At 63.1% G+C, this 5,351-nt stretch carries 10 protein-coding genes; 5 read left to right on the forward strand and 5 right to left on the reverse strand.

The annotated features are described in order from the left end of the window. Window positions 1-121: 121 nt before the first annotated feature. Both EN969_RS15315 and EN969_RS15320 read left to right on the forward strand, forming a co-directional pair. Complete coding sequence (locus EN969_RS15315; RefSeq protein WP_013530625.1) at window positions 122-421, forward strand: DUF1236 domain-containing protein; 300 nt, start codon at window positions 122-124, stop codon at window positions 419-421. Window positions 422-423: 2 nt separating this feature from the next. Continuing rightward, on the forward strand, window positions 424-711 hold the full coding sequence (locus EN969_RS15320; RefSeq protein WP_338048523.1) for a hypothetical protein: 288 nt from the start codon (window positions 424-426) through the stop codon (window positions 709-711). A gap of 305 nt (window positions 712-1,016) precedes the next feature. On the opposite strand, the gene EN969_RS15325 is transcribed toward EN969_RS15320, so the two are convergent. Together EN969_RS15325 and EN969_RS15330 are read right to left on the reverse strand one after the other, a co-directional pair. Further along, window positions 1,017-1,568 (reverse strand): isochorismatase family protein, encoded by a 552-nt coding sequence (locus EN969_RS15325; RefSeq protein WP_063168626.1) that lies wholly within the window; start codon window positions 1,566-1,568, stop codon window positions 1,017-1,019. 111 nt (window positions 1,569-1,679) lie between these two features. Next, a complete protein-coding gene (locus EN969_RS15330; protein ID WP_063168627.1) occupies window positions 1,680-1,883 on the reverse strand; it encodes a hypothetical protein in 204 nt (67 codons plus the stop codon). Between the two features lie 35 nt (window positions 1,884-1,918). On the opposite strand from EN969_RS15330, the gene EN969_RS15335 reads away from it, so the two are divergent. Together EN969_RS15335 and EN969_RS15340 are read left to right on the forward strand one after the other, a co-directional pair. Beyond that, window positions 1,919-2,008, forward strand: a complete 90-nt coding sequence (locus EN969_RS15335) for a hypothetical protein (RefSeq protein ID WP_081714185.1) — start codon at window positions 1,919-1,921, stop codon at window positions 2,006-2,008. Window positions 2,009-2,212: 204 nt separating this feature from the next. Continuing rightward, window positions 2,213-2,311 carry a hypothetical protein gene (locus tag EN969_RS15340; RefSeq protein WP_013530621.1) on the forward strand — a complete coding sequence of 33 codons (99 nt, stop codon included), beginning with the start codon at window positions 2,213-2,215 and terminating at the stop codon, window positions 2,309-2,311. 60 nt (window positions 2,312-2,371) lie between these two features. Here EN969_RS15340 and EN969_RS15345 read toward each other — a convergent pair whose 3' ends face one another. After that, on the reverse strand, window positions 2,372-3,568 hold the full coding sequence (locus EN969_RS15345; protein WP_127419223.1) for a hypothetical protein: 1,197 nt from the start codon (window positions 3,566-3,568) through the stop codon (window positions 2,372-2,374). A gap of 38 nt (window positions 3,569-3,606) precedes the next feature. Between EN969_RS15345 and EN969_RS15350 the strand changes: the two genes are divergently transcribed. After that, on the forward strand, window positions 3,607-3,750 hold the full coding sequence (locus EN969_RS15350) for a hypothetical protein (protein WP_127224232.1): 144 nt from the start codon (window positions 3,607-3,609) through the stop codon (window positions 3,748-3,750). 11 nt (window positions 3,751-3,761) lie between these two features. Here the strand turns inward: EN969_RS15350 and EN969_RS15355 are convergent, their stop codons facing one another. Beyond that, the gene (locus tag EN969_RS15355) at window positions 3,762-4,532 is read right to left on the reverse strand and encodes an exodeoxyribonuclease III (protein WP_013530618.1); all 771 of its coding nucleotides are present in this window, start codon (window positions 4,530-4,532) and stop codon (window positions 3,762-3,764) included. A 4-nt stretch (window positions 4,533-4,536) separates the two neighbouring features. Then, window positions 4,537-5,181 carry an alpha/beta fold hydrolase gene (locus tag EN969_RS15360; RefSeq protein WP_063168629.1) on the reverse strand — a complete coding sequence of 215 codons (645 nt, stop codon included), beginning with the start codon at window positions 5,179-5,181 and terminating at the stop codon, window positions 4,537-4,539. Window positions 5,182-5,351 lie beyond the last annotated feature (170 nt).

Genomic DNA, 5,351 nt, shown 5'->3' on the forward strand with positions numbered 1-5,351 from the left:
GACTTAAGTCGCAGACAGCATCCGACCGAAGCCCAATCTGAGGAACATTTTCAGTTGGCTCAAGTTCAGTTGCCGTCAGCGTTGGACGATCTTGTCATGCTGACTCGCAAGGAGAAACAGTATGAAAATGCACCTAACGGGCGCCGCAGCGGCGCTGTTGCTGTTGGCCGGAGTGGGCGCCGTTGCCGCTCAGGACGTTGTCATCCAGCCTGAACAGGACACGGTCATCCGCGAGTATGTGAAGAAGCAGCCCCTCGCTTCGGTCAAGATTCCCGGCGTGGAACTGAATGTTGGTAGCGCGTTGCCGGATACGGTCGAGCTTCATGAGATCCCCGACGTCAAATACCGCTACGTAGTGGTCGACAACCGCACCGTCCTGGTGGATCCGGGCACCCGCAAGATCGTCAAGGTCTACGACTGAACTTGGAATTGTCCCAAACCCGCCGCCAGCCATGGCGGCGGGTTGCCCATGTCAGTTTCCAATCAGGACGAGTGAAGATGATAAGCAAAGCTGTGACATCCCCTGCTTTGGGCGTTCGCCTGGCCGATCTCCAGGCCCGGATGCGCGATGCGCGGGTGACGGATGCCGAAATGAAAACCTTTCAAAAGGTCGCGGCCATCATGGAAGATCGTCACGGCCGGATCGATGGCGACGACCTGATTGCGGTGTCGTTCCTCGCCGATCCGGTGCAGCACCGGCAAACGCCTTGAACGACATTTCCAATAACCAGCAGGCTTTTTGACTCCCGGACCGGGAAAGCGCGCCGAAAGTCTCAGCCGAATCCGCCCTTTTGCTCCGGCCTATTCCGCTTTCGCGGAAGTTTCGAGCGGCACGCAATGTGCAATGTTGCTAATGCGGCGGTACGAGCCGCCCTGGTTGACGCGGGCGCCCGAGCCATCCCAACAATGCGCCCCCCCCGTCCGCGTCGACCACGGCAGGCGCCCGGCGCTGTCTTCCCTCGCGAAGTCCTCAAGCCGGCCTGCCTGATAATGCGGCCTGCGGCGACGTTCGGGCTTCAGCCGCCGACAAGCGCCTTTGTGGTCACCAGATTGACGCCGGCCTCGGCGAATTCGCCATTGTGCCTGACGATGACCTGCTCGGCACTCTCGCTGGCATTGTCCAGCGTGCTGTGCGCATCGGACACCACGGTCACGCCGAGCCCTCTGGCGATCGCGCCCTTGACCGTCGCGGCCACGCAAAAATCGGTCTGCGCGCCCAGGAGCACGACAGCACCCGCACCCTGCCCGGCAACCCAGTCGCCGAAGGCGGGATTGCTGAAAGCATCGCGCACGGATTTGGCAAAGGTCGGCTCGTCCGCAGCTTGGCCAAGTGCGGGCCAAACCGGCCAGCCCGGCTGATCCGGTGCCAACGGATCGCCTTCGGGTCCATCATGCCTGACAAATGCGACCTTGCGCCCGCCGCCCCGCGCCCAGTCGATCACCGCTTTGGTGCGCTCGACTATGCCTGGCGCATCATGGATCGGCGGTTCGTGCACGCCGTCGAACATACCGGTCTGGAGATCGATGACGATGAGCGGCGCGTTGTCTGGGAGGCTGGATGCTGGCATGGGCTTTACATAGCACGGCGGACAAGGTGATCAAGATTTGCTCATTCCGACGCGCCGGCAAACAGCACGACGCCGTCACCGCCGTCGGGCGGCCAGTCGCGGGTGGTGCGATCATTGCCGCCGGTCAGCACCGCGGCGGACGCCCGCATAGATCGGGCCGGTCTTGCTGTCGAACAGCGCGATCTGGTGGCCGGTGTCCATGCCCCATAGCCGGGCCGTGCCGTCGAGCGAGCCGGAGGCCAGGCGCTGGCCGCCAGCCGATAGCGCCAGGAGGGCCGCCGTCGGCGCCCGGCTTGGTTGACACATGTCGCGCATCTGCCATGCTCGCCGAGAGTTCAGGAGAGAACACCATGAAGAAGACTTACGCGAAGCCGACCTTCGTCAAGAAGGGCAAGCTTTCCGCCGTCACGGCAAACGCCCCGAGCAGCGTCACGCTTTAATCCGGCGCATCTCTGGCGGATCGCGCCGGCGCTGGAGAGCAAACTCCAGGTGCAATTGGTTTTGGGATGGCCCGAAGCAAAGAATAGGGACCCTGGCCCCTGGTCGCGCATTGTTGGGTTTATTGTTTGTTGCTTTCAGCTCGCATGGTTGACAGATGGCCGCAGTATGGCATCATCAGGCTGGGATTTTAGGAGAGTCTGAAAATGAAGAAGATTTATGTGAAGCCGTCGTTCTTGAAAAAGGGCCGTCTGTCGGCGGTCACAGCGTCGAACGGCGCCTCGATTATCATTGTGCCGGGCTGATCGTAAACGTAACCTGATTGAAGCGGGGCGAAATTCGCTCCGCTTTGGCATGCTCAAATCTCAGCGTGTCAGGACCAAATCGTCCACGACCATTTGCCAATAGTGCTTCGTCGACAGGCGAACACGCGTTACAGCTTTGAGCATCGGGGCATAGTGCAACGGCGTCAGCGCCGACAGCGTGATCTGATCGCTTGCAATCAGCTGCTCGCCAAGCCAGCTTTCGATCAGCGCCACCTCCCCTTCCGACGCCAGCCAGGCGGCGCTCAGCATGACCGAGTGAAAGCCGAACGGCCGTTCGCAGCTGAATTCGGCAGGCAGCCCGCTGCTGGTGTAGAGCACATGGTCACCGGAGACGTTGCCATTGACATAGCCCTGGCTGTCCTTGGTGTAGTCGCGCGCCATCGCATTCAGGTTGCGCCACGCCAATCCGGCATGACCGACCGGAATTTTCCTGAAGGTGCGCGACGTCACATCGTCGAAACCGATCGTTTCGAGAGCGGCATCAGTGGCAATGCCGGCGCGTTGCGCGGACAGCAGGCCGAGATCCGCCGAGTAGGGCGACAGCGTCAGCCGCCGCTCCAAGCCTTCGCCACTGATGCTGACCGTGTCGGCTTCTTCAGCCAGGTCGAAGCTGAAGACGGCACCCGGCGCCAGTGTCCGCGCCTCCAGGACGTGCCCGTCCCCCGACACGGAGAGGGTCGCGGGTCCATCGCCGGCAACGCGCCCGCTGACGCGGCGCGGCGGCGCCAGACCGACCGGCAGCAGCATCTCCTGTGATACCATCCCGGCCGGCGAACCCGGCAGCGGCAGGAAGTGTCGGGACTGAATGTCGTTTTCGCTTTTCGCCTGCCAGCCGGGCGGCACCGAAACCACAAAGCGCCAGTTGCCCGGCTTGCGGATCACGGCCTTTCTGCTTTTCACCGACATGGGGAAATTGGCAAAGCCGGCATTGTTGGTGCGCGCGGACGCGGCGAGCTTGCCGGCTTCGTCATACAGCCGCACCATGATCCCGGCCATCGGCCGGTCTCCGGCGCCGTATTTGCCGTCGCGATCGACATCGAAATAGACGAAGGACGAGTAATTGAGCATGCCCCCGCGGCCGCTCCAGTCGGTGCGGACGGCATAGTCGGCAGCCGGATTGGTCTGCCGCCGTCCCTTGCGGCGGCTGCGCTTCCGCCACAGCCGCCAGGACACGACAGCTGCCGCAAGCACCACAAGGGCGGCGAGCAGTATCTCGACAGCGCCCAAGTCAGGCATGGAGCCTCCTTTCACAGATCTCGTGGAGGATTGCGTTCATGGGCGATCCGGCTGCGTTGGAATACTTTGCCGACAGGTTATTGCATGTCGGCCAAAAGCGAACCCGGGTTTGGGACAGCGACATGCATCAAGACAAAAGACTTAAAGCGCGTTGCATGGATCCGTTCAAGCGCGACGCATGAAAGCAGTCGCCTTACTTCAATTCCACCCACACCGGCGCATGGTCGCTGGCACCGTCCTCGCCGCGCACGTCGCGGTCGATGCCGGCGGCGGTCAGGCGGCGTGCCAGTTTCTTCGACAGCAGGATGTGATCGAGCCGGAGGCCCGCATCGCGCGGCCAGCGGTTGCGGCGATAGTCCCAGAATGTGTAAAGCGTTTCCTTCGGATGCTTCTTGCGCAGGGCATCAAGCCAACCCTGGTCGAGCAGGCGCCGGAACGACGCCCGGCTTTCCGGCTGCACCAGCGCGTTGTCGTCATAGGAGCGGGTGGCGTAGATATCGCGCGGCTCGGGCACGATGTTGTAGTCGCCGGCCAGCACCACCGGCAGGCCGGTGTCGAGCAACTGTTCGGCATGCGCCTCCAGCCGCGCGTGCCAGGCGAGCTTGTAGGCGAATTTCGGGCCGGGCTGGGGATTGCCGTTCGGCGCATAGAGGCAAGCGACGACAATGCCATTCACCGCCGCCTCGATGTAGCGGCTCTGCCTGTCGGCTTCGTCGCCGGGCAAGGCATCGCGGGTCAACACGGGCTCGGCACTCCGCGCCAGGATGGCAACGCCGTTCCAGGTCGGCTCGCCCTTCCACACCGCGCCATAGCCGGCCGCCGCCAATGCCGAGCGCGGAAACTGCATGTCGCGTGCCTTCAACTCCTGCAGGCACACGACATCGGGCTTTGCCACAGCCAGCCATGTCAGCAGGTTTTCAAGCCGGCTGTTGATGTTGTTGATGTTGAAGGAGGCGATCTTCATCGCTTCAGGAAGCGATCCGACCCGACCACGCCTTGACCGTCTCGGCCAGCGTCTTCAGATGATCGGCGGTCGAAAACCCCGAAACACTCTTGCGAGGCTTGAGATCGTGGTCGCCGTCCTCCAGCCAGATCACCTCGACGCGATCGGAAAGGTCATAAGTCGCAACCTCGTCCCTGGTGCCGAACTCGTCGCGGGTGCCCTGGAAGATCAGCGTCGGTGTCTTGAGATCGGCGAGGTGTTTGGTCCGCAATTGATCGGGCTTGGCCGGCGGATGGAAGGGATAGCCGAGGCACAGCAGGCCTGAAATCTCGCCCTTGGCAAACATCTCGTCGGCGACCATCGAGGCGACGCGCCCGCCCATCGACTTGCCGCCGATGACGAGCGGGCCGGTCACGCCCTTCGCCCTGAGGTCGGCTATCGCCTTGATATATTCCGGGTTGACCGTCTCGGCCCGCGGCGGCGGCTTGCGGTGGCCGTAGCGGCGGGCAGCCATATAGTGGAACTCGAAGCGCGCGACCTGGAAGCCGGCCGCGGCCAGCGCCTTGGCGGTGGCGGTCATCGAGGGGGAATCCATCGCCGCGCCCGCGCCATGGGCGAGCAGGATGGTGACCGGGGCACTGTCGGGACCGTCGAAGAGAAAGGTGGTCATGGTCTGATGTCCTGCGCGACGGCGACGCTGCCACTCTTCCCCCTCGTGAGGGAGATGCCCGGCAGAGCAGAGGGGGGCGTGAAGAAATGCCAGCCTTCAGTCAAGCTTGCGTGCGGGAAAACGCTCCGAAATTGGCCGATCTGTTGGCGGGACAGCGCCCCCCTCTGCCC

The sequence above is a fragment of the Mesorhizobium sp. M7A.F.Ca.CA.003.01.2.1 genome, assembly GCF_003998945.1.
GTDB lineage: Bacteria > Pseudomonadota > Alphaproteobacteria > Rhizobiales > Rhizobiaceae > Mesorhizobium > Mesorhizobium ciceri.